The 18,489-nt window shown below is 73.4% G+C and carries 20 protein-coding genes; 3 read left to right on the top strand and 17 right to left on the bottom strand.

Annotation, left to right across the window (positions count from 1 at the left end):
• Positions 1-31: 31 nt before the first annotated feature.
• Positions 32-550: a hypothetical protein gene (locus tag DEI93_RS01085; protein ID WP_111011239.1), complete on the bottom strand. Its 519-nt coding sequence runs from the start codon at positions 548-550 to the stop codon at positions 32-34.
• A 156-nt stretch (positions 551-706) separates the two neighbouring features.
• On the opposite strand from DEI93_RS01085, the gene DEI93_RS01080 reads away from it, so the two are divergent.
• Positions 707-1,516, top strand: coding sequence for a DUF4184 family protein (locus tag DEI93_RS01080; RefSeq protein ID WP_111120535.1), 810 nt, complete (start codon positions 707-709; stop codon positions 1,514-1,516).
• Positions 1,517-1,529: 13 nt separating this feature from the next.
• Here DEI93_RS01080 and DEI93_RS01075 read toward each other — a convergent pair whose 3' ends face one another.
• Positions 1,530-2,405, bottom strand: coding sequence for an HAD family hydrolase (locus tag DEI93_RS01075; RefSeq protein WP_111120536.1), 876 nt, complete (start codon positions 2,403-2,405; stop codon positions 1,530-1,532).
• 74 nt (positions 2,406-2,479) lie between these two features.
• The gene (locus DEI93_RS01070; RefSeq protein ID WP_181436127.1) at positions 2,480-3,304 is read right to left on the bottom strand and encodes an alpha/beta fold hydrolase; all 825 of its coding nucleotides are present in this window, start codon (positions 3,302-3,304) and stop codon (positions 2,480-2,482) included.
• A gap of 525 nt (positions 3,305-3,829) precedes the next feature.
• Between DEI93_RS01070 and DEI93_RS01065 the strand changes: the two genes are divergently transcribed.
• Positions 3,830-5,056, top strand: a complete 1,227-nt coding sequence (locus DEI93_RS01065; protein WP_111012097.1) for a cobalamin-independent methionine synthase II family protein — start codon at positions 3,830-3,832, stop codon at positions 5,054-5,056.
• Positions 5,057-5,177: 121 nt separating this feature from the next.
• On the opposite strand, the gene DEI93_RS01060 is transcribed toward DEI93_RS01065, so the two are convergent.
• Together DEI93_RS01060 and DEI93_RS01055 are read right to left on the bottom strand one after the other, a co-directional pair.
• Positions 5,178-5,813, bottom strand: a complete 636-nt coding sequence (locus DEI93_RS01060) for a methylated-DNA--[protein]-cysteine S-methyltransferase (RefSeq protein WP_111120538.1) — start codon at positions 5,811-5,813, stop codon at positions 5,178-5,180.
• The gene (locus tag DEI93_RS01055) at positions 5,810-7,423 is read right to left on the bottom strand and encodes an AlkA N-terminal domain-containing protein (RefSeq protein WP_111120539.1); all 1,614 of its coding nucleotides are present in this window, start codon (positions 7,421-7,423) and stop codon (positions 5,810-5,812) included. Before DEI93_RS01055 ends, DEI93_RS01060 begins: the two co-directional genes overlap by 4 nt.
• Positions 7,424-7,583: 160 nt before the next feature.
• On the opposite strand from DEI93_RS01055, the gene DEI93_RS01050 reads away from it, so the two are divergent.
• Positions 7,584-8,207 (top strand): MOSC domain-containing protein, encoded by a 624-nt coding sequence (locus DEI93_RS01050; protein WP_258372341.1) that lies wholly within the window; start codon positions 7,584-7,586, stop codon positions 8,205-8,207.
• Positions 8,208-8,299: 92 nt separating this feature from the next.
• Here the strand turns inward: DEI93_RS01050 and DEI93_RS01045 are convergent, their stop codons facing one another.
• From DEI93_RS01045 to DEI93_RS00990, 12 genes are all read right to left on the bottom strand, one after another.
• Positions 8,300-8,863 (bottom strand): type 1 glutamine amidotransferase domain-containing protein, encoded by a 564-nt coding sequence (locus tag DEI93_RS01045; RefSeq protein WP_111120540.1) that lies wholly within the window; start codon positions 8,861-8,863, stop codon positions 8,300-8,302.
• Between the two features lie 186 nt (positions 8,864-9,049).
• On the bottom strand, positions 9,050-9,712 hold the full coding sequence (locus DEI93_RS01040) for an HAD-IA family hydrolase (RefSeq protein WP_258372342.1): 663 nt from the start codon (positions 9,710-9,712) through the stop codon (positions 9,050-9,052).
• Positions 9,712-10,599, bottom strand: coding sequence for a pyrimidine reductase family protein (locus DEI93_RS01035; RefSeq protein WP_181436128.1), 888 nt, complete (start codon positions 10,597-10,599; stop codon positions 9,712-9,714). The genes DEI93_RS01040 and DEI93_RS01035 overlap by 1 nt, the downstream gene beginning before the upstream one ends.
• Positions 10,596-11,630, bottom strand: coding sequence for a dihydropteroate synthase (folP, locus tag DEI93_RS01030; RefSeq protein ID WP_111120541.1), 1,035 nt, complete (start codon positions 11,628-11,630; stop codon positions 10,596-10,598). Before folP ends, DEI93_RS01035 begins: the two co-directional genes overlap by 4 nt.
• Positions 11,627-12,253 (bottom strand): GTP cyclohydrolase I, encoded by a 627-nt coding sequence (gene folE / locus DEI93_RS01025; RefSeq protein ID WP_111120542.1) that lies wholly within the window; start codon positions 12,251-12,253, stop codon positions 11,627-11,629. The genes folP and folE overlap by 4 nt, the downstream gene beginning before the upstream one ends.
• Positions 12,234-12,701, bottom strand: a complete 468-nt coding sequence (locus DEI93_RS01020; protein WP_111011229.1) for a PHP domain-containing protein — start codon at positions 12,699-12,701, stop codon at positions 12,234-12,236. The genes folE and DEI93_RS01020 overlap by 20 nt, the downstream gene beginning before the upstream one ends.
• A gap of 82 nt (positions 12,702-12,783) precedes the next feature.
• Positions 12,784-13,368: a DUF1697 domain-containing protein gene (locus DEI93_RS01015; RefSeq protein WP_111120543.1), complete on the bottom strand. Its 585-nt coding sequence runs from the start codon at positions 13,366-13,368 to the stop codon at positions 12,784-12,786.
• The gene (locus DEI93_RS01010) at positions 13,365-15,872 is read right to left on the bottom strand and encodes a glycoside hydrolase family 65 protein (protein WP_111120544.1); all 2,508 of its coding nucleotides are present in this window, start codon (positions 15,870-15,872) and stop codon (positions 13,365-13,367) included. Before DEI93_RS01010 ends, DEI93_RS01015 begins: the two co-directional genes overlap by 4 nt.
• Positions 15,869-16,663, bottom strand: coding sequence for an HAD family hydrolase (locus DEI93_RS01005; RefSeq protein ID WP_111011226.1), 795 nt, complete (start codon positions 16,661-16,663; stop codon positions 15,869-15,871). The genes DEI93_RS01010 and DEI93_RS01005 overlap by 4 nt, the downstream gene beginning before the upstream one ends.
• An 88-nt stretch (positions 16,664-16,751) precedes the next feature.
• Positions 16,752-17,051, bottom strand: coding sequence for a DUF6510 family protein (locus DEI93_RS01000; protein ID WP_111027504.1), 300 nt, complete (start codon positions 17,049-17,051; stop codon positions 16,752-16,754).
• Entirely contained in the window at positions 17,048-17,881 is an 834-nt protein-coding gene (locus DEI93_RS00995; RefSeq protein ID WP_349815070.1) for an FAD-binding oxidoreductase, read from the bottom strand. The genes DEI93_RS01000 and DEI93_RS00995 overlap by 4 nt, the downstream gene beginning before the upstream one ends.
• Complete coding sequence (locus DEI93_RS00990) at positions 17,878-18,471, bottom strand: molybdopterin-dependent oxidoreductase (protein WP_111120545.1); 594 nt, start codon at positions 18,469-18,471, stop codon at positions 17,878-17,880. Before DEI93_RS00990 ends, DEI93_RS00995 begins: the two co-directional genes overlap by 4 nt.
• Between the last annotated feature and the right edge of the window lie 18 nt (positions 18,472-18,489).

Raw genomic sequence — 18,489 nt, 5'->3', positions numbered from 1 at the left:
CAGAGTCGATGCGCGGGCGGACCCGCGTGGATCAGTGGTCGATGTCCTCGACGATGCAGCTGATCACGGTCTTCGCGTCGGACGACGACGCGGTGAAGCCCGCGGGTGCGTTCGGCGACGACGAGCCGTTGCGCGCCGCGGCGTTCACGGCGTAGATCGTGCCGTCGAACGTCTGCCCCTTCGCCATGGTCGGGTTCTTCGTCGTCACCCAGACGGCGACCTCGTCCTCGTTCGGGTCGTCCTGGCCGTTCGTCGGTGCCACCGAGGCACCGATGTACCAGCCCCCCGTGGTCTTCCACGTGTCGGCGAAGTCGATGTCGTCGTGGGTGCCGAGCGCGTGGTTGATCTGCTCGACGACATCGACGTTCGCGACGGGGCACTTCGACCCGTTGCGCTGCGCGGGGTTCGTCTGCTGCTGCTGGGAGCCGGGGACCTTGCCGACGGGATCCTGGTTCTGCGCGCCCCCGGTGCCCGCGGTGTGACAGCCGGTGAGCAGGAGTGCAGACGCGACGGCCACGATGGCCGCGCTCGTGATCTTCGTGGTCCTCATGGCCCGGACCGTACCCGCGCGCTCCTGCCCGGGCTCCCATTTCCGGGAGTCCGCTCAGCGTGTCTGTCCCCCGACGGATCGACGCCGCGGCTGATCCACGGGTGTCGCGCAACCTCGGCCCGGTTCCTCCTGGTGCCGGTGTGCCATCATCCGCGCATGCCGTTCACCGTCAGCCACACGATCGTGGCGCTGCCGTTCCGCGGGACCCGGGTTCCCGCAGCAGCCCTCGCCGTCGGTGCCATGGCACCGGACGCGGTGCTCTTCGTCCCGGAGCTGCCCGCGTACGGGGTGACGCACTCGGCACTCGGCGCGCTGACGGTGTCCACGCCGGTCGCACTCATCGCCCTGGCCGCGTGGACCTTCGGGCTCCGGTGGGCGTTCACCGCGATCCAACCCCGGTCGGTGCACGACCGACTGCCCGCGTCCTGGGACGACCCGACGAGTGCGTGGTCCGCCTTCCGGTCCCGGACGCCCGCCGCGCGGGTGGGTCGGCTGGCGCTGGTGCTCGCCACCGTGATCGCCGGCGTCTACAGCCACGTCGCGTGGGACTCGTTCACGCACCGGCACGGGTGGTCGGTCGCGCGGATCGCGGTCCTCCGTGCGTCGATCCACGGCCATGCCGTGTACGACCTGGTGCAGAACGCGTGTTCGGTGGGCGGGATGCTCGTGCTCGCCGTCGCGTTCGTGCTCTGGTTGCGCCGGACGCCCACGGTGCCGCGTCCCCGGCGCCTGCCCGCGGGGGTCGCGCGCGGCCTGCGCGTCGCACTGCTGGCGGTCGCGGGGCTGGTGACGATCGTCGGAGCTGCCCCGCTCCTCCTGGTCGGATCGAGCGCGGAGGGCGTGCTCGGCTGGGCGGCGATCCTGGCCGTGCGGGTGTGCGCGGTGCTGCTCGTCCTGACGGCCGTCGGCCTCACGCTGGTGCGCGTGGGACGGGCGCCGGATCGGGTCGTGCCCCGCGGCCGGTGACCGGGCGGACTCGTCAGGGGGCCGTGACCCAGGTGCGCAGGAACCGGGCTCCCGCCGCGTCGTGGATGACACCGTCGGGCGCGGTGAGGACCGGGTACGGGGTCTCGGGCACACCGTCAGCCGGGCGGACGTCCACGTGCGCGACGTCGTACCCGTGCTCGTGTAGCCAGTCCGCCATGGCGTAGTCGCTCCGGGAGTCACCGACCGTGCGCCAGGTCGCGGGCAGGGCGCCGTCGTCGGCCAGGAGCTCGAGCGCACGCTCCGCTCCCATGTCCTTGCCGGTGCGGGCGGACTCGATGTCGGTGGAGATGATCGTCGGGTCGATGCGCCAGGTGACGCTGCCGTCGTCGGCCGCGCGGACGTCGTCGAGGCGCCGCACCCCGTACCCGCGGCGGACGAGGGCGTCCATCGCGCGGGCGTCGAGGTCGGGCTGCCGGGCCAGGAACGTCGCACTCGGGACGTCGACCCGCTGCTCGATCGAGACCATCGCCCGCTTCGTCTCGTCGTAGAACACGACGTCGGCGAAGGTGTCGGCGACGAGGGCGCGCATCTCGTCGGCGAAGTCCACCGGGAGCGCGAGGTCCTCGGCGACCTCGATCGCGCTCATCCCGCCGTCGAACCGCGGGTCGATCGAGCACCAGACCGCGCCCTTCTCGCACACGGCGTGCACCCGACCACCGGACGCGAGACCACCGGCGAGCAACGGCCCGACGACCTGCTCGCGGATGAACGCGTCGCTGCGCCCGGTGTTGAACACGACCGGGATCCCCTGGGCCGCCAGTGCCACGAGGTCCTCGACGATGGACGGGATGGCGATCGTCCGCGACACCGGACTGGCGATCGGACCGTCGACGTCGAGGAGCAGACCGAGGCGCGGAGGGGTCGTCATCCGTCCATCCTCCCAGGCGAACGCCGAGGGACGGACGCGGACCGACGCGCTCCGTGGTGACGCGCCGACCGAGGTCAGCCGAGCGGGTCGGGCTCCTCCACCCGCTCCCGCAGGAGGAACGGGACGACGCCCTCGGCCAGCGCGGCACCGTTGACGACGTGCGCCTGGTCCTGCAGCACGGTGTGCTCCGACCCCGGCACGGCCTCGACCGCCGCGTGGGCCGCGAGCTTGAGCCAGTCGGGGCTCGATCCGCCGGTCATGACGAGCACGGGCGTCGTGATGCGGGCGAGGACCTCGGTCGGCAGGGCGAACCCGGTCATGACGTGGACGTCGTTCGGGAGGGTCGCGGCACCGGTGAGCAGACCGGCCCACGCCGGGCGCTGCATCCGCAGGACGACGGGCGCGAGCCAGGGCGTGCCGAGCACCCGACGCAGGAAGAACCGCACCGCTGCCGCGGCACGACCGCCACGGACGAGGGCCGTGATGCGCTCGGGGTCCGGGAACCGCGGATCGACCGACGCGCGGTACGGCGGCTCCCAGGCGACCGCTCGCTCGATCGGCGCTCCGCCCGCGGCGGCCAGGAGGACCAACCCGGCCCCGGCACAGAGGCCCACGACGGACGGTCGCCCGCCCGCAGCGGCGATGACGGCCTCGAGGTCCTCGACCTCGCGCTGCGCCTCGGCCAGCCCGCCACCGCTCTCACCCCTGCCACGGCGGTCGTACCAGGTGACGGTGAAGTGCTCGGCGAGGGCCGTGGCGGTCTCGGTGAGGGCCCCGAAGGCGCGGTGGTCGAACGGCCCGGCGACGAGCACGAGCGCCGGCCCGCTGCCCGTGGTGGACGTCGCGATCGCGGTGCCGTCCGCGGAGACGACGGTGCGCTCAGCGGGTTCGACGTGCATGGAGGTCCTCTGGACGGGATGGCGCGTGGTTGGGGCGCTTCCGGGGAAGGCACTCCCGATTCTGTCAGCGCGCTCCCGACGCGTCATCACCCGCAACCAGGGGTGGTCGTCACGCCTCCGGCACGGAGCGGAGCCGTCGTCCGGACGAAGCCCCCGGGGCCGGTCACCCGAACGGACCGGCCCCGAGGCGACGGCGACCCGACCCGAACGGGTGCGCCCTCGGCCCTGGGGGCTCCCCGACGCCGAGCGCCGGGCGCTTCTCGCCATGCCTTCGATGCGGGTCCGCGGACCGATGGGATCGCGCTTGACCCCAGTTCGGGTGGCGTCGGCGATCGCGTCCGTCGCGTGGCGTAACAGATGCCATGCGGGGCCGGACCCGTGGCACGCTTGCCTCCACGCAGCGCACCACGCGAAGCCTCGCGCGCGGCGTCGACCGCTCCCGTCGTGGACGGCCGCCGCGCACGCCTGCGACGTCCCACTGCCCGAGGGAGTCGCACGACGACTCCGTCCCCGAGGAGCGCACGCATGTCATTCGAGAACACCACACACATCCAGGCCACCACGGCCGGTTCCCTTCCCCGTACCCCCGAGCTCATCGCCGCGAACGCCGCGCGACCGCTCGCCGAGGACGGGTTCACCCTGCAGACCACCGACGAGGTCCGCGCCCTGACGAGTGCCGCCGTCGACGACGTGGTCGCCCGGCAGGTCCGGCTCGGGATCACCCAGCCCGGCGACGGCGAGTACGGCAAGGCGATGTCGAGTTCGGTCGACTACGGCGCGTGGTGGGGCTACTCGTTCCAGCGCGTCAGCGGCCTGTCCCTGACCGAGGAGAACATCTTCACGCAGGAGCCCGTCCGCTCGGAGCCGGGGCACGTCCGCCTGACCTCGTTCCCCGACCGACGGGACTGGATCGCCTTCCGGGACGCCTACCAGGACCCGGAGAGCGGGATCGGGGTCGGCAAGAACGCGACCGCGTTCCCCACGACGACCGGGCCGATCGTCTACACGGGCCACGAGGCCGCCCGCACCGACGCCGCGAACCTCAAGCACGCGCTCGAGGCGAACGGCGTCGACAACGGGTTCATCACCGCGCTCTCGCCCGGTTCCGGTGCCCGCGTCGCGAACGAGTACTACGCGACCGAGGAAGAGCACATCTGGGCCTGGGCCGACGCTCTCCGTGAGGAGTACCGGATCATCCTCGACGCGGGGCTCTCGCTGCAGATCGACGACCCCTCGATCGCCGAGAACTGGGACCAGATCAACCCCGAGCCGAGCGTCGAGGACTACCGCGCGTTCACCCGGATCCGGGTCGAGGCCCTCAACCACGCACTCCGCGGCCTGGACACCTCGCGCGTGCGGTTCCACCTGTGCTGGGGCTCGTGGCACGGACCCCACACGACGGACATCGAACTACGTCACATCGTGGACCTCATGCTCGACATCGACGCGAGCGCCTACTCGTTCGAGGCCGCGAACGCCCGCCACGAGCACGAGTGGACCGTCTGGGAGGACACCGAGCTGCCGGACGGCAAGGTGATCATCCCGGGTGTGGTCGGCCACGCCACGAACGTCGTCGAGCACCCGGACCTGGTCGCGCAGCGGATCGAGCGGTTCGCCGAGTTCGTCGGCCGCGAGCGGGTCATCGCCGGGACCGACTGTGGTCTGGGCGGCCGCGTCCACCCTTCGATCGCCGCCGCCAAGCTCGAGTCGCTCGGCGAGGGCGCCCGACGGGCCTCGGCGAAGCTGTTCTGAGCCGTCACGCATCGCGCTGACCGGACGGCCCGACCCCTCTTGGGGTCGGGCCGTCCGTCGTCCCGGCCCCCCTGGGGTCGGGCCGTCCGTCCTCTCGGCCGCCGCGATCCGAGCTCGGTCGTCAGACCGTCCGCGCGGCGAGGTCGGCCTCGCGCTCGAGCAGGGACCGTTTGACGTGCTCGCCCCAGGCGAAGCCCCCGAGGCCGCCGTTGCTCCGGAGCACCCGATGGCAGGGCACGAACAGTGCTGGTGCGTTCCGGGCGCAGACGCTCGCCGCGGCGCGCACGGCCTCCGGACGACCCATGGCCGCGGCGAGCTGCGTGTACGTGAGCACGGTGCCCGCCGGCACGAGCCGGAGCTGCCGCCAGCCCTCGGTGAACAGTTCCGTGCCGAACTGCCGGACGCGCACCTGCATGGCCGGTTCGACGTCGCCGTCGTAGTAGGCCTGGACCGCCGTGGCCGACGCCACCGCACCCGGCACGACGACCACCGGGCGCTGGCGCTCCGCCAGCCGGGCGAGGACCTCGGTGGCCTCCGCCGTCCACCCGGACGCGAGGACCGTGCCGTCGCCGTCCTCGAGCACGGTGAACGGACCGTCGGGCGTCGCGAGGGTGGCGACGCGCGCGACCGTCGTCGCCGCGCGAGGCTCGGGCGGGACCACGACGGCGTCGGACGACCGGAGCGGGGGCGCCGCGTCCGGTACGACGGACGCCGACTCCGACGCGGCCGGTTCGGGCCGTCGGTCGATGGTGCTCATGGGATGTGCCTTCCGTTCGGTCGATGCCCCTGGTGCGGCGGGGTGCGTGCGGCAGCGCGCCAGAGGTGCATGGTCAGGTAGCTCCGCCAGGGAGCGAGTGCCGACGACCATACGGAGAGTCCGCGCGGGTCGTCGGGGATCCCGAGGGCCTGTGCACCGTTCCGCACGGCGACGTCCTTGGGGAGGAGGAGATCGGGGTGGTGCCGGACCCGGAGCGCGACGTACGCGGCGGTCCAGGGCCCGACCCCGGGCACGGCGAGCAGTCGCGCGCGGAGGTCGTCCAGCGTCGCGGCCCGGTCCACGACGAGCGATCCGTCGGCGAGCCCCGCCGCGACCCGGTGCAGCGTCGCGACACGGGCTCGGGGACCGCGGATGACCCGTTCCGCGTCGCCCGGCGGCGCCGACCCCGCTCCCGCATCGGCGACGAGCTGTCGCCCCACGGCATCGGCGAGCACGGCGGCCGTCGGGAACATCCGCATCCCGGGCGCGACGGTGTCGGGCACCGGCTCTCCGAGGGCGTCCACCACACGACCGAGCGCCGTCCGCGCCGCGGCGACGCGCACCTGCTGCCCGAGGACCGCCCGGACGACGAGCTCGTCGGCGTCGAGCGCCCCCGGCACCCGGATGCCCGGCACGGCGGCCACCGACGACGCCAGCTCCGGGACCACTCCGAGCAGGGCGTCCACCGCGACCGGGTCCGCGTCCAGGTCGAACAGGGACCGGACGCGCGCGACGAGGGTCGGGAGGTCGGACAGCGTCGTCATCCGGACCTCGAGGTCGATGCCGGTGCCGCGGCCGGAGGGTCCCGGGTCGGCGGGGGTCGCGGCGAACCAGGCCGGGCCTCCCGGCAGTCGCACGACCCGCTCGTAGCGGGTGCCGCCGGGATCCGCGGCGGTGGCCGCGACCTCGACGCCGGGCAGCGCGCGGGCGGCGAACCAGGCGAAGAGGCCGTGGGCGTCGAACGGCGGTCGCGCGGGCAGGTGGACGCGGAGCGCCCCGTCCGGCGTCGGCGCCGCGCGTCCACTCCGCGCCCGCAGCGCGGTCGGGGTGAGCCCGAAGACCTCGCGCACGGTGTCGTTGAACTGCCGCACGCTGCCGAACCCGGCGGCGAACGCGACGTCCGCGACCGGCAGCGACGACGTCGTGAGCAGCGTCCGGGCGTGCTGGGCGCGCTGCGCGCGGCTCAGCGCCTTCGGCCCGGCGCCGAGCTCCTGCACGAGGATCCGCGTGAGGTGTCGCGGGGAGTACCCGAGGCGTGCGGCGAGCGCCGGCACTCCGTCGCGCTCGACCACGCCGTCCGTCACGAGGCGCATGGCGCGCGCGGCGACGTCCTCGCGCACGTTCCACGCGGGGCTGCCGGGGCTCGCCTCGGGCAGGCACCGCTTGCACGCGCGGTACCCGGCGAGGTGCGCGGCCGCACTCGTGGGGTAGAACGTGACGCCCGAGCTCCGCGGTGTGCGAGCGGGACAGCTCGGTCGGCAGTAGATGCGCGTCGAGTGGACGGCGGTGACGAACTGGCCGTCGAAGCGGGCGTCGCGCGACGCGGCGATGCGGTAGCGCTCGGCGTGGAGCGGGTCGGAGGTCGCGCCCGTCCCCCCGCCCGTGTCCATGCTCCCAGCCTGACACGCGCCACCGACCCGGACCAGCGGGAATCGGACACGGCGGCAGGGTCGACGGGATCGGCCCGGCGGGCGCGCAGTGGCGCGCTCGGTCTGCCTCCGCACCTCGACCGGGAGGCGCGGCGGACGCCGACAGGTACGGTCGGGTGTCATGGACGCGAGCGGTGAGCACCCCGCCTGCGACGGGACGACCGCGCGCGACGGGGCGGACGCGCGCGACGGGGCGGACGGGGTTGCGGGCCTCCCGGCCGGACTGCTGACGACCGCGTACCCGGTGACCGTCGAGCTGTTGCTCGCCGCACCGCGGCACCGCTACGAGGGCCGGCCCGCCGACGGTCCCGCCCCGGCGGACGGACCGGAGCTCCACGAGCGGATCACGGTCCGGGCCGGGCTCGGGATCGTCGGCGACCGGTTCCACGGCCACCCCGCGCACCGGCAGGCGTCCGTCACGGTGATCGGGGCCGAGCCGCTCGAGGCGCTCGCGGCGGAACTCGGCATCCCGCTGGACCCGGCGCTCACCCGACGGAACGTGGTGCTCCGCGGCGTCGACGTCGAGGCCCTCCGCGGCGTCCTGTTCTCGATCGACACCGGGTCGGGGCCGGTCATGCTGCAGGGACACCGTGCGGCGAACCCCTGCGCGTGGATGGACGTGGCGATCGGGCCGGGCGTGTTCCGCGGGATGCGGGGTCGGGGCGGGATCCGCTGCGAGCCGCTGACCGACGGCGTGCTGACGCTCGGCCCGGGGACGCTCCGGGCGGCGGTGGCGCTGGGCTGAGCACGGTTCGGGTGGCCGTCGAACCGCGTGGTGCCCGTGGAACCGCGGGATCACGCGGTTCGACGGGCACCAGGGTGTTCGACGTGCCGGGGTCAGCCGACGGGGACGACCGCCCCTTCGATCGCGGGGACGAACGCCTGCAGGTCGCCGGGGTTGCGGGAGGTGATGAGCGTGTAGCCCCCCGAGACGTCGACCTCGACCTCGCGGTCCACCCACTCGGCGCCGGCGTTGCGGATGTCGGTCTGCAGCGTGTGGAACGAGGTGATCGTGCGTCCGGGGAGGATGCCCGCCTCGACCAGGAGCCAGGGGCCGTGGCAGATCGCGGCGATGGGCTTGCCCGCGTCGGCGAACGCCGTGACGAGGGCGATCGCTCCCGGCTCGCGGCGCAGTGTGTCGGCGTTGATGGTGCCGCCGGGGATGAGGATCGCGTCGTAGTCGCTCTCGTCGGCCTCGTCGAGCGCGAGGTCGACGTCCACCTGCTGGCCCGGGTCCTTGTCGCCCACGAGCGTCTGGATGGGCGACTGCTCCTTGGCGGCGATCGTGACCACGACGCCCTTCTCGCGGAGCTGCTCGACCGGGACGACGATCTCGTCCTGCTCGACCCCGTAGTTCGTGGCGATCACGAGGATCTTCGTGCCGTTCAGTTCGTCGGCCATGGTGCTCCTTCCGTCGGTGCGCGGTCCGGATCGGCTCCGCGCCGCCGTCGGGTCGTGTCCGGCGGCTCCATCGAGTGTCGGCGTGATCACCCGCCAGCGTCCGCAGGTCGCAGCCGACGTGGAGGCGCCCCGTCCCCCGGGTGCACACCGGCTCGGCCCGGCACCTGCTCCCGGCCCGGCGGGCGCTCAGCCCCGGATGCGGAAGCCCGCGCCCGCGCGTGACACCGTGACGCCCGTGTGGTCCGTCACGCGGTCGAGACCCCGCGTCGTCGGGGAGGTGTGCGCGCCGACCACGACGACGTGGGCCCCCGACGCCACGGCGGACACGAGGCCCGCTTCAGCGTCCTCGAAGGCCGTGCAGTCCCCGGGCGGGAGACCGAGCATCTCGGCCCCGAGCCGGTAGCAGTCGGGAGCGGGCTTGCCGTTCGGCACGTCCTCGGCGGTGACGACCACCTCGGGCACGGGGACGCCGGCCGCCACCATCCGGTTCAGTGCGAGGTCGCGCGGCGCGCTCGTCACGAGGGCGACGGGCGCTCCGAGGTCGAGGAGGGTCCGCATGAGCGCGCCGGCGCCGGGGACCTCGGTGATGCCGTCGGTGCGACGGACCTCGTCGGCGACGAGCGCCGCCGACAGGGCGACCCGTTCGTCGTGCGACCGGTCGGGCAGGAACCGGGTCACGGTGTCGATGGTCTGGCGACCGTGCGAGAACGCGAGGATCTCGCGCGGGTCGATGCCGTGCTCCGCCCCGAAGCGCCCCCAGGCGGCCTCGACGATCGCGGTGGAGTCGACGAGGGTGCCGTCCATGTCGAACAGGAACCCGGCGGTGACGTGGTCGAGGTGATGCGGCATCACGGTCGACGGTACCGCGTCAGGAGCATGTCGCCGGCGCGGAGGACGTGGGCGAGCCGCATCGAGCGGAGGCCCTGTCCGGCACCGCCCCGCGCGATCCGGGGGCCGTCACCGCCCTCGAGGACCGGGCTGACGGTGAGGCACAGCTCGTCCACCGCATCGGCCGCCACGAGCGCCCCGAGGAGGCCGGGCCCGCCCTCGCAGTGGATCTGGGCGAGGCCGCGCTCCACCAGCGCCCGCCGGACGACCGCGACGTCCACGGCGTCCGCCCCGCAGTCGACGACGTCCGCGACCGCGGCGAGCGCCGCGCGCCGGTCCGCGGGTGCCTCCGCATGCGTCAGGACGACCGGTCGCACCGGTGCCTCCGTGAAGACCCGCGAGGCCGCGTCGAGCGCCAGGGACCCGCTGACGATCGCGAACGCGGGGTGGTCCGGGAGGTCCCGCGCACGCCGCCACGCCACGTCCGCGTCGTGCAGGCGCATCGGCCCGTACCCCTCGTTCCGGACGGTCCCGGCTGCGACGAGGACGACGTCCGCGAGGCGGCGCAGGAGGTCGAACACGCGGAGGTCGGCCGGGCCGCCGAGGCCACCGGAGACGCCCTCGGCGGTGGCGGAGCCGTCGAGACTGCTCACGAAGTTGACCCGCACCCAGCCGTCGGCCGTCGTCGGGGAGGGGTGTCGGGCCTCCCGGCCGTACAGGGCGAGGAGCGCGTCGTCGTCGAGCGGTCCCGGGCCGGCGGCGGGGAACAGCTGCTCGATGGCGGCGGCGTCCGTCGCCCCGGCGGCGGCGGCGGGGTTCGTCGCTCCGGCGGCGGCTGCGGCGGCGTCCGTCGCCCCGGCGGCGGCTGCGGCTGCGGGCTCGTCGGTGGCGTGCTGGTCCGGGCTCATGCAACCGGGCGGTTGCCCTCGGGCAACAGGTTGTGGACCGGGTCGACGGGGGCGCGCCAGCCGAGCACGGCCTCGACCATGCGGGCCGCGTCGACCGCGGGACGGACGTCGTGCATGCGGAGGATCCGGGCGCCGAGCATCGCGCTCATGGTCGCGGCCGCGAGCGACCCCGCCAGCCGTTCACCCCGGGGCCGCCCCAGGGACTCCCCGACGAAGTCCTTGTTCGACACCGCCGCGAGGGTCGGGAACCCGAGCGCCGCGACCTCGGCCAGTCGTCGGGTCAACTCGAGCGAGTGCACCGTCGTCTTGTTGAGGTCGTGTCCGGGGTCGACGATGATCCGCGACTCCGGCACACCACGCTCGAGCGCGAGGTCGACCCGCCGCCGGAGGAACGCGACCACGTCGCCGACGACGTCGTCGTACCGCGGCGTCGGGTGCTCCTGCCGCGGGGCAGCCAGGCTGTGGGTGATGACGACCGTCGCGTCGCTGTCGGCCACGACGTCGGCCATCCGCGGATCCGACAACCCCGTCGTGTCGTTGACGACCGAGGCGCCCGCGGCGATCGCCGCCGCCGCGACCTCGGGCCGGAACGTGTCCACGGACACGACCACGTCCGAGGCCTGGACGAGCGCGCGCACCACGGGCACGACGCGGTCGGCCTCCTCGTCCGCGGGCACCTCGGGGCCGGGGGCGAACTTGACGCCGCCGACGTCAACCCAGTCCGCGCCCTCGTCCGCCGCCGCCACCGCTGCGGCGACCGCTCGATCGAGCGCGAACGTGGCGCCTCGGTCGTGGAACGAGTCGGGGGTGCGGTTGACGATCGCCATGACGGCGATCCGCCGGTCGAAGTCGAACGTCCGGCGGCCGATCCTGCGGACGGGGTGGCGGAGCGGCGGGAGCACGGCACCGGTCGCGAGCACGGGGGCGGCCGTGCGCTCAGGGCCGGTCGTGCGCTCGGGGCCGGCCGTGCGCTCGGGACCGGTCACGAGCACGGCGCCGGTCGGGAGGCCCAGGGCCGCGTCCGCCGTCATGCCACCGCTCCGCTGCCGGCCGCGCCGATGAGCGCGATGACCTCGGCCCGACGGACCGGGTCCGCGAGGACTCCGCTGCTCGCCACGGTCACCGTCGAACTGGCCGTCTGCCGCTCACCACGGGTCGTCACGCAGGCGTGCACGGCGTCGAGCACGACGAGCACCCCCGGGGCGTCGAGCCCCTCGGCGATGGCCGACACGACCTCGGACCCGAGCCGCTCCTGCAGCTGGGGCCGCGAGGCGATCGCGTCGACCACCCGCGAGAGCGTGCCGAGCCCGATGATCCGCTCGCCGGGCACGTACGCCAGGTGGGCGACCCCGAGGAACGGCAGCAGGTGGTGCTCACACACCGAGCGGAACCGGACGTCGCGCACGATCACGACCTCACCGAGCTCGTCCGGCTCGGCCGGCACCGCCCCGCGTCGCACGATGTCGGTCGCGTCGACCCCGAGGCCGCTGAAGAACTCGGCGAACGCGTCCGCCACCCGCGCGGGCGTCGCCTGGAGGCCCGGACGCATCGGGTCCTCGCCGACACCGGCCAGGAGCTCGCGCACGGCCGCCTCGACGCGAGCCCGGTCCTGGCGTCCGTTCACCGCCCCATCATCACACCTGCTCGCCGACATCGGCGGGCAGGGCCTCGTGGTGGGGCGCCCCGTGGGTGCGGCGCTGCTCCTTCATGCGGGCCTCGAAGAGGTGGCGACGGCCGCCGGCCAGCTGCTCGCGGGCCTCCCGTTCGGCGTCGCGCACGACCGACCAGTAGCCGTCGTCGTAGTCCTCGACGATCTGGAACGTCCATCGGCCGGCGATGACGTTGCGGCCGACGACGTCACGCTCGATGCGGTCGGCGACGTCGTCGTGTCCGGCCTGGCGGAACAGGTCCACGGCTTCACCGATCGCGAGGTCCGCCGTACCCGTGAGGCGGTGGAAGCCGTACAGCAGGCCGCGAGCGTGCTCGAGCGCCTCGAGCCCCTCGGACAGCTTGCCGAGGGCGTCCACCGTGGCGTCGTCGACCCCCTCCGGGATCCGATGGGCTGCGTCGGGCCCGTCGGTGTCGGGGCGTTCGTTCGTCATGGTGATCGTTGTACTCGGGCGGCTGCCGGTCACCCCCGGGGCGGTGTCCCCCGGCGCGTTTCCCTGGCGCATGGTGCCGCGGTCACGCCATGCGACGGAGCGTGTTCACGTTCCGCGTCGTCGTCGTCGCGCGGAACCGCGACGTGGCCGCACGCTTGGCGAACGGGGTGTCGGTGCTCGACCCCTTCGGGCACGCCCAGTAGACGACGCCGTCGCCGACGGCCACCCGGTCCGGCGGCTGCACCGGGTCGGCGACGAGGGCCTCGAGGGCGTCCCGGTCCGACGAGAACACGACGTACGCGTGCGTCGCCGCGTCGACCGGGAACGGGAACGCGTCGACGAGCGCCGCCAGTCGGTCCTGTCGCAGGAGCACCACGGGCACCGGGCGGCCGAACCGGTCCTGGAGGCCCCGCTCGAGCCGGTCCTGGAGGGTCGCCTCCGCAGCGTCCTGCGCGACCGCGTGCTCCGGTCCGGCGTCAGGCGCCGGGGCCGTGAACACCACGTTGCCGCTCGCGAGCACCGGTCGGACGTCGGTGCCGCCGATCCCCTCGACGACCGCGGTGAGTTCGGGGTTCCGGACGGTGACCCCGCCCACGTTCACGCCGCGGAGCAGGGCCACCCAGCGGGTGCCGACGTCCGCGTCGGCGGCGACCCGGCGTGCACTCACGACGGCTGCGCCTCCACCTCGTCGCGCTCGAGCGAGATCGTCGGGATGGACGCGGTGATCACCGATCCGTCGGCACGGAGCGTGCCCTGGATGTCGCTCGTCGTCGGCGCGTGCGCCTCGAGCCGCGGCCCCTGGTGCCCGAGCTCGACGACGAGCGGGTGGTCCGCCGAGACGAGGAACTCCTCGTTGTGCACCCACACCGTGACCTCGGTGCCGTGCTCGATCGTGAAGGTCATGCGATCCGATTCGAGCTCGACGCGCATCCGGTTCCCCTGCACGGTGAGCCGGAAGGTCAGGCCGGGCCATGTCTTCGGCAGCCGCGGGTTGAACGTCAGTCGGCCGCCGTGGTCGCGCATGCCGCCGAAGCCGTTGACGAGGGCGCCCCAGACGCCGCCCGTCGAGGCGACGTGGACGCCGTCGGACGTGTTGCCGTGCAGGTCGGCGAGGTCGACGAACAGCGAGGTGAGGAAGTACTGCTCCGCGAGCTCGTGGTACCCGACCTCGGCCGCGATGATCGACTGGACGACCGCCGACAGCGTCGAGTCGCCCGTGGTCAGTGCGTCGTAGTACTCGAAGTCGCGGCGCTTCTCGGCGGGCGTGAACTCGTGGCCCTGCAGGAACAGCGCGAGCACGACGTCCGCCTGCTTGAGCACCTGGAACCGGTAGATCACGAGCGGGTGGTAGTGGAGCAGGAGCGGGCGCTTCGACTCCGGCGTCTTCTCGAGGTCCCAGAGCTCCTTGTCGAGGAACTGGGCGTCCTGCGGGTGGATGCCCCGGTGCGGGTCGAACGGGATCTCCATGGCCTCGGCCGCCGCGGCCCAGCCCGCGATCTCCGACTCGTCCAGACCCGTACGACGGACCATGCGCGAGAACTCGACCGGGTCGTCGGCACGGAGTTCACGGCACGCGTTCACGGCGAACCACAGGTTCGCGCGGGCCATGACGTTCGTGTACATGTTGTCGTCGACGACGGTGGTGTACTCGTCCGGGCCCGTCACGCCGTCGATGTGGAACTTCCGGTCGCCGTTCCGCCGCCAGAAGCCGAGGTCCTCCCACAAGCGCGCGGTCTCGACGAGGATGTCGATCGCCCCACGCTTGAGGAACTCGCGGTCACCGCTCGCCCGCACGTACTGCATGAGCGCGTGGGCGATGTCGGCGTCGATGTGGTACTGCGCCGTGCCGGCCGCGTAGTACGCGCTCGACTCCTGACCGTTGATCGTCCGCCACGGGAACAGGGCGCCGCGCTGGTTCAGCTCGCGAGCGCGGTCACGGGCGGCGTCGAGCATGTTGTAGCGGAACCGCATGGCGTTCCGGGCGACGATCGGTGCCGTGTAGCTGAGGAACGGCAGCACGTAGACCTCGGTGTCCCAGAAGTAGTGGCCGCCGTACCCGGAGCCGCTCACGCCCTTCGCCGCGATGCCGTGGCCATCGGTGCGGGCGGTGGCCTGCGCGAGCTGGAACAGGTTCCACCGGACCGCCTGCTGCAAGCCGGGCTCGTGCGGGATCTCGACGTCGCTCCGGGCCCAGAAGTCGTCCATCCACGCCCGCTGGTGCGCGAACATGTCGTCCACGGAGGTCTCGGCCGCACGGTCGAGCGTCCGGTCGCAGCGATCGGCGAGCTCCCGGGCGGGGACCCCGCGCGACGTGTGGTACGTGATGGTCTTGACGAGGCGGATCGGCTGTCCGGCCTTGGCCGTGATCCGGTACACGTGCTTGGCGAGGTCGTCGTCGATCTGCGCGGTGTGGTCCCAGGTGTTGTCGGTCTCGAGCCGGTGCTCTGCCCCCACGCAGATGGTCATGCCCGAGCTCGACGTCTGGTAACCGAGCAGCGACCGCTCGCCCGTGTTCCGCCGGAAGCGCGGTTGCAGGACCCGGTTCGTGAACTGCTCCGCCTTGCGCGGGTCGAACATCGGCGCCGCGGTCTGCATCATCGCGTGGTACTCGTCGGGCACGTCCTGGCGGTTGAGGATCTGGCTCGACAGCAACACGGAGGCATCGTGGTCGAGCATCGTGACCTCGTAGTCGACGACCGCGAGGTGCCGGTCGGCGAACGACACGAGTCGGCGCGAGCGGATGAGCACGCGCTTGCCCGAGGGCGTGCTCCACTCGGTCTCACGGAGCAGGTAGCCGTCACGGAACTCGAGCCGTCGCGTGTACCGGAGGATGTCGGCCTCGGCGAGGACCAGGGGTTCGTCGTCGACGTAGAGACGGATCACCTTGGCGTCCGGTGCGTTGACGATGGTCTGCCCCACCTTCGCGAACCCGAAGGCCTCTTCCGCGTGGCGGATCGGCCAGATCTCGTGGAACCCGTTCACGTAGGTGCCGTACGAGTACCCGCCCCGGCCCTCGTCGAAGTTCCCCCGGAGGCCGAGGTACCCGTTGCCGACCGCGAACAGCGTCTCGGCGACGCCCTGCTCGTCGGGGGCGTACTCGGCCTCTTCCAGCGCCCACTCGTCGATCGGGTAGCGGGTGCGGTCGAGGGGATCCGCGGTGATCGGGTTCATGCGTCCTTCCCGGGAGCGTCCGTGGGGTGGGTGACGGTGCCCGGAGCCGGCAGGTCGTCGACGAGGTCGGCGAGGTCGGGCACGACGACGTCCGCGCCGTGCGCGCGGAGGGCGTCCGCGCCCGCACCGCGATCGACGCCCACGACGAGTCCGAAGGCCCCGGCGTGGCCGGCCTGGACCCCGGCGAGGGCGTCCTCGAACACGACGCACGACGCCGGCGTCAGTCCGAGGCGGTGTGCCGCGTCGACGAAGGTGTCGGGAGCCGGCTTGCCGGCCAGGTGGTCGGCGATCGCGACGGTGCCGTCCACCACGACGGGGAAGCGGTCGAGGATCCCCGCGGTGCGCAGGACCGACCGGGCGTTCGCGGAACTCGAGACGACCGCGACGAGGTACCCGGCAGCGATGGCGGCGTCGAGGAACCGCGCGGAGCCGGGGTACGGCAGGACGCCGTTCTCCTCGAGCTCGGCGTTGAACGCGGCGTTCTTCCGGTTGCCGAGACCGCAGACCGTGTCGGCGTCCGGGCCGTCGGACGGGTCGCCCTCGGGGACCTGGATCCCCCGCGCGACGAGCAGGGACCGGACGCCGTCGTAGCGCGGCTTGCCGTCGATGTACGCGTAGTAGTCCTGCTCGGTGTACGGGGCGACCCCGTGCTGCTCGAGGTACGGGGTGAACAGCCGTGACCATGCGCGCATGTGGACGTCCGCGGTGGGCGTCAGGACGCCGTCGAGGTCGAAGAGGAGCGCACGCTGCTCGGCGAGGCTGCCGGGCACGCGTGTGGACGGGGTGGTCATCGGGCGATCGACCTTCCGAGGGGTGTGGCGGGGTGGGGTGGGGTTCCTGCGACTGGCCAGTGTAGGAGTCCGACCAGGGCGTGTCCGCTCAGCCTCCGGGCCGGGCCCGTGCGCGGCTGCCCAGGGGCACCGGTCGTGGGATGCCGATCGCGCTCACCCCGGGCATGGACAGCCAGGCCGTGGTGCCGTCGTCGACCACCGTGGCGAGGACGTCGTCGCACTCGGGGCAGCGGAGGACCGTGCCCGCCGCATCGGCCAGGACGACCACCGTGGCGACGACACCGACCGCCCCGCAGCCGGAGCATCGGACCCGTGCGGTGGTGGTGTCCGTGCCGAAGACGTCGGCCAGGACCCCGGCCGCCGCGTTGCCGTCGAGTCGGGTCGTCATGCGCTGCCTCCGAACCGCTCGGCTCGCACGCCCCGGGTGTCGTACCCGAGCTCGCCGAGCCACGTGATGACCTGTTCGACGAACGGCGTCGAGCCGCAGACGTAGATGCGCGGGTGGGCCGCCGCCGACACGATCGCGGCACCGAGGCGGTCCCGCGTCAGGCGGCCGGGTGCGGTGTCGTCGCCCGGGGGCGTCCGTCGCGAGTACACCGTCGTCAGCGCGAAGGGAGCGTCCGCGTCGAGCGCCGCCCGCAGTTCGGGACGGAAGAAGACGTCCTCCGGCGTGCGGACCGCGTACAGCAACCGGAAGGGCGTGGGGTCCCCGGCCTCCGCGTGCGCACGGACCATCGCGACGAGCGGGACGACGCCGGATCCGCCCGCGATGAGCTGGACCGGGCGCGGTTCCGGTTCCGTCGGTGGCCGCCAGACGAACCAGCCGCCGAGCGGTCCGTGCACCTCGAGTTCGTCGCCCACCATGACGTCGTCGACCAGGAAGGGCGAGACCTCGCCGTCGTCGACCCGGTCGACCGCGAGCTCGACCCGGCTGCTCGCCCCGTGCGAGGCGATCGAGTAGGACCGCGTCGCCTGGTAGCCGTCCTCGGCAGTGAGGCGCAGGTCGAGGTGCTGGCCGGCCTCGTTCCCGGGCCAGCCCGCGACGTCGAGCACGATGCGCCGCGCCGTCGGGGTCTCGGACGCGGCCGCGACGACGCGCGCCACGTGCCACCCCGGGCGCGGGAGTGCGGACGCGGGACGGGAGGCCGGGTCCGCAGGCGCACCCGTCGTGGCCGACACCGTCTGCGCCGATGCGGTCGCTCCGACGTCGACGCTCACCAGTAGCGCTCTTCCTTCCACGGGTCCCCGTGCAGGTGGTAGCCCGCGTTCTCCCAGAAGCCCGGCTCGTCGTTCGCCTGCATCGTGATCCCGCGGACCCACTTGGCGCTCTTCCAGAAGTAGAGATGCGGCACGAGCAACCGCGCCGGGCCGCCGTGTTCGGGCGACAGGGGCTCGCCCTCGGCCTCGAACGCGATCCACGCCTTGCCGTCGAGGACCTCGGCCAGGGGCAGGTTCGTCGTGTAGCCGCCGTAACTGTGGACCATGAGGTGGTCGAACGAGGTCTCGACGTCGGCGAAGACGGCGTCGAGCGGGACGCCCCGCCACCCCATGTCGAGCTTGGACCAGTGGGTCACGCAGTGGATGTCGGTCCGGATGTCCTCGATCCCGAGCGCCCGGACCTCGTCCCACGACCACTCGTGCACTGCGCCGGTCTCGGTACGGACGGAGAACTGCCACTCCTCGGGCTCGATGATCGGTGTGCCGCTCGCCGAGAGCACCGGCCAGTCGGCCACGGTGGTCTGCCCCGGTGGCAGCCGCGGGTCCACGTCACGCCGCCGCCCGCCGAACCCCCTGGTGAAGGTCGCCATGTCCCGTCCTCCTCGTGC

Source organism: Curtobacterium sp. MCBD17_035 (assembly GCF_003234815.2).
Lineage (GTDB): Bacteria > Actinomycetota > Actinomycetes > Actinomycetales > Microbacteriaceae > Curtobacterium.
Note: the sequence above shows the minus strand (reverse complement) of the source record. Positions and strands in the feature narration are given on the sequence as shown.

What these genes read in the sequence shown, in the direction of transcription:
- DEI93_RS01085 (WP_111011239.1), bottom strand. Translation starts at nt 550, where the DNA reads ATGAGGACCACGAAGATCACGAGCGCGGCCATCGTGGCCGTCGCGTCT.
- DEI93_RS01080 (WP_111120535.1), top strand. Translation starts at nt 707, where the DNA reads ATGCCGTTCACCGTCAGCCACACGATCGTGGCGCTGCCGTTCCGCGGG.
- DEI93_RS01075 (WP_111120536.1), bottom strand. Translation starts at nt 2,405, where the DNA reads ATGACGACCCCTCCGCGCCTCGGTCTGCTCCTCGACGTCGACGGTCCG.
- DEI93_RS01070 (WP_181436127.1), bottom strand. Translation starts at nt 3,304, where the DNA reads ATGCACGTCGAACCCGCTGAGCGCACCGTCGTCTCCGCGGACGGCACC.
- DEI93_RS01065 (WP_111012097.1), top strand. Translation starts at nt 3,830, where the DNA reads ATGTCATTCGAGAACACCACACACATCCAGGCCACCACGGCCGGTTCC.
- DEI93_RS01060 (WP_111120538.1), bottom strand. Translation starts at nt 5,813, where the DNA reads ATGAGCACCATCGACCGACGGCCCGAACCGGCCGCGTCGGAGTCGGCG.
- DEI93_RS01055 (WP_111120539.1), bottom strand. Translation starts at nt 7,423, where the DNA reads ATGGACACGGGCGGGGGGACGGGCGCGACCTCCGACCCGCTCCACGCC.
- DEI93_RS01050 (WP_258372341.1), top strand. Translation starts at nt 7,584, where the DNA reads ATGGACGCGAGCGGTGAGCACCCCGCCTGCGACGGGACGACCGCGCGC.
- DEI93_RS01045 (WP_111120540.1), bottom strand. Translation starts at nt 8,863, where the DNA reads ATGGCCGACGAACTGAACGGCACGAAGATCCTCGTGATCGCCACGAAC.
- DEI93_RS01040 (WP_258372342.1), bottom strand. Translation starts at nt 9,712, where the DNA reads ATGCCGCATCACCTCGACCACGTCACCGCCGGGTTCCTGTTCGACATG.
- DEI93_RS01035 (WP_181436128.1), bottom strand. Translation starts at nt 10,599, where the DNA reads ATGAGCCCGGACCAGCACGCCACCGACGAGCCCGCAGCCGCAGCCGCC.
- folP (WP_111120541.1), bottom strand. Translation starts at nt 11,630, where the DNA reads ATGACGGCGGACGCGGCCCTGGGCCTCCCGACCGGCGCCGTGCTCGTG.
- folE (WP_111120542.1), bottom strand. Translation starts at nt 12,253, where the DNA reads ATGTCGGCGAGCAGGTGTGATGATGGGGCGGTGAACGGACGCCAGGAC.
- DEI93_RS01020 (WP_111011229.1), bottom strand. Translation starts at nt 12,701, where the DNA reads ATGACGAACGAACGCCCCGACACCGACGGGCCCGACGCAGCCCATCGG.
- DEI93_RS01010 (WP_111120544.1), bottom strand. Translation starts at nt 15,872, where the DNA reads ATGAACCCGATCACCGCGGATCCCCTCGACCGCACCCGCTACCCGATC.
- DEI93_RS01005 (WP_111011226.1), bottom strand. Translation starts at nt 16,663, where the DNA reads ATGACCACCCCGTCCACACGCGTGCCCGGCAGCCTCGCCGAGCAGCGT.
- DEI93_RS01000 (WP_111027504.1), bottom strand. Translation starts at nt 17,051, where the DNA reads ATGACGACCCGACTCGACGGCAACGCGGCGGCCGGGGTCCTGGCCGAC.
- DEI93_RS00990 (WP_111120545.1), bottom strand. Translation starts at nt 18,471, where the DNA reads ATGGCGACCTTCACCAGGGGGTTCGGCGGGCGGCGGCGTGACGTGGAC.